At 47.6% G+C, this 2,239-nt stretch carries 2 protein-coding genes and 1 pseudogene; all 3 read left to right on the plus strand.

What is annotated here, in order from left to right:
* A partial coding sequence (locus tag MMY81_RS32985) for a glycosyl hydrolase family 8 (protein ID WP_252316139.1) occupies positions 1–645 on the plus strand: 645 nt, incomplete at its 5' end.
* A gap of 17 nt (positions 646–662) precedes the next feature.
* Positions 663–890 carry a helix-turn-helix domain-containing protein gene (locus MMY81_RS32990; protein ID WP_252316140.1) on the plus strand — a complete coding sequence of 76 codons (228 nt, stop codon included), beginning with the start codon at positions 663–665 and terminating at the stop codon, positions 888–890.
* Between the two features lie 161 nt (positions 891–1,051).
* Positions 1,052–2,082, plus strand: a pseudogene (locus tag MMY81_RS32995) (NAD(P)-dependent alcohol dehydrogenase).
* Positions 2,083–2,239: the final 157 nt, after the last annotated feature.

A 2,239-nucleotide genomic window follows, 5' to 3' on the forward strand; every position in this document is an offset into this window, starting at 1 on the left:
GATACGCATCTTCCTCTTCTCGGTGACTGGGTGCGCGGCAACGATCCTGTGTACAGTGAAGCTACGAGAACGTCCGATTGGATGGGCGGACACGCCGCCGTTTTTGCAGAAGCCGCTGAAGACAACAGATGGGAAGTTGTTGAAAAAGCGATTGTAGACACGACAGAAGAAGTCCAGAACGAGCACAGCCCGGACACGGGCCTTCTGCCTGATTTTCTTATTTACGAAGATGGACAGTGGAGTCCGGCTCCGCCGCAGTTTTTGGAACGTGACAGCGACGGCGATTATTCCTATAATGCAGCAAGAGTTCCGTGGAGAATGGCGGAAGCTTACCAGACTACCGGAAACAATCAGGTAAGAGAACAGCTGAAGCGGATAAACGAATGGGCAGAAACCCATGCTGATGGGGATCCGGCCTCGTTTCAGGCGGGGTACACTTTGGAAGGAGAAGCTCTGGCCGGGCATACGGATATGGTTTATACCGCTCCGCTTGCTGCCGGTGCTTCTATAGATGAGTCGAAACAGGAATGGTTGAATCAGCTGTGGGATAAGATGACGGTAGACTACGAAGACTCGGATCGGAATTACTACAATGACAGTGTGAGGCTGCTATCTATGCTGACTGTGAACCATAAAAATGAATAAAGAAGAAGGAATGCATTATGATTGGGATTGGAAACCGAATCCATCATTATCGAAAGAAAAACCAGCTGACGATCACTGCCCTGGCCGAGCGTTCCGGCTTATCACGCTCCTATTTAAGCAATCTGGAAAAAAATAAAGTAGTGAACCCTTCCATCAATGTACTAAACAAAATAGCAGAAGTCTTAAGTGTTGATGTGCTTCATCTGCTTCATGAAGAAGCCCGGAACGAATGCACAAGCGAATAGAAAAACAGCGCCTGAGGGTGCTGTTTTTTTGTGTGGGAAAATTTTATTTTTACAGACGCGGCAGGGGTCCGTGATTGATGTCGGAAGGAAAAGGGTATGGAATGACATTGCCGTCTTACTTTTAGTAAATAAACATAATCATACATGGAGGTTTTTATTCAATGATAAAAGCAAATGCAAGAGGCGTATCTGGTCCGACAGAAAAATTTGAGCCGATGACGTAGAGCGCCGCGATCTTGATTCCCGCGACGTTTTGATTGAAATTAAATATGCAGGCATCTGCCATTCTGATATTCACTGTGCCCACAGCGAGTGGAAAGAGGAAACGTACCCTGTTATACCCGGCCATGAAATTGCCGCATCGTTATGGAAACAGGAGCGGACGTAAAAAATATAAATCCGGAGACCGCGTTGGTGTCGGCTGTATGGTTGATTCATGCGGAGAGTGTGAGAACTGTAAAAAGGGAGAAGAACAGTTCTGTCTGAAGGGAGCAACGATGACGTATGCCGACGTAGACAAATACGGGACCATACGTACGGAGGATATTCCACTCATATCGTAGTGCCCGAGGATTTTGTGCTTCATATTCCTGAAGGCATTGAGCTGGACGTTGCAGCATTTTGTGCGCTGGTATTACTACCTATTCGCCGTTGAACCGCTGGGGAGCCGGGCCGGGGAAAAAGTAGCAGTAGTCGGACTGGGGACTGGCCATATGGGAGTGAAAATTGCGAACGCTATGGGAGCTGAGGTTACGGTGCTTTCCCAGACCCTCATAAAAAGAAGACGGCCTGCGCCTTGGAGCCGATCACACTACGCAACGAGTGATGCCTCTACTTTTGAAACGCTGGCAGGAACATTTGATCTGATCATTAATACAGTCAGCGCCAAAATTGACGTAGATGCTTTCTTTCTTATTAACCGTGGACGGTGCTTTGGTAAACGTAGGTGCGCCTTCTGAACCATTGTCGCTGAACGTCTTTTTCCCTGCTCGGCGGACGCCGCTCGTTTGCAGGTTCTATGATCGGCGGCATTCGGAAACACAGAAAATGCTCGATTTCTGCGCCGAACATGGCATTGGTTCGGAAATTGAAGTAATTTCGGCGGACCAGATGATGAAGCGTATGAAAGAGTAATGGCCTCGATGTGAGATACCGCTTTGTAATTGATGCCGGCACTATAGGCGCTAAATAATAAACCAGCCGGATGATTGTATTCAAACACCGTTTTCCCAAAAGGAGAGCGGTGGTTTGTGTTATGTTAATCTATTAGCAGGCTTCCAGCCGTGTTTTTCAAATGGTGAAGGTATTCTTCCACTGGAATACCTGAATTTCAAATGGCAAGCGGGGAT

The sequence above is a fragment of the Sinobaca sp. H24 genome, from assembly GCF_023845525.1.

Excerpts from the sequence above, each read along its gene's own strand:
- MMY81_RS32990 (WP_252316140.1), top strand. The coding sequence starts at position 663 with ATGATTGGGATTGGAAACCGAATCCATCATTATCGAAAGAAAAACCAG.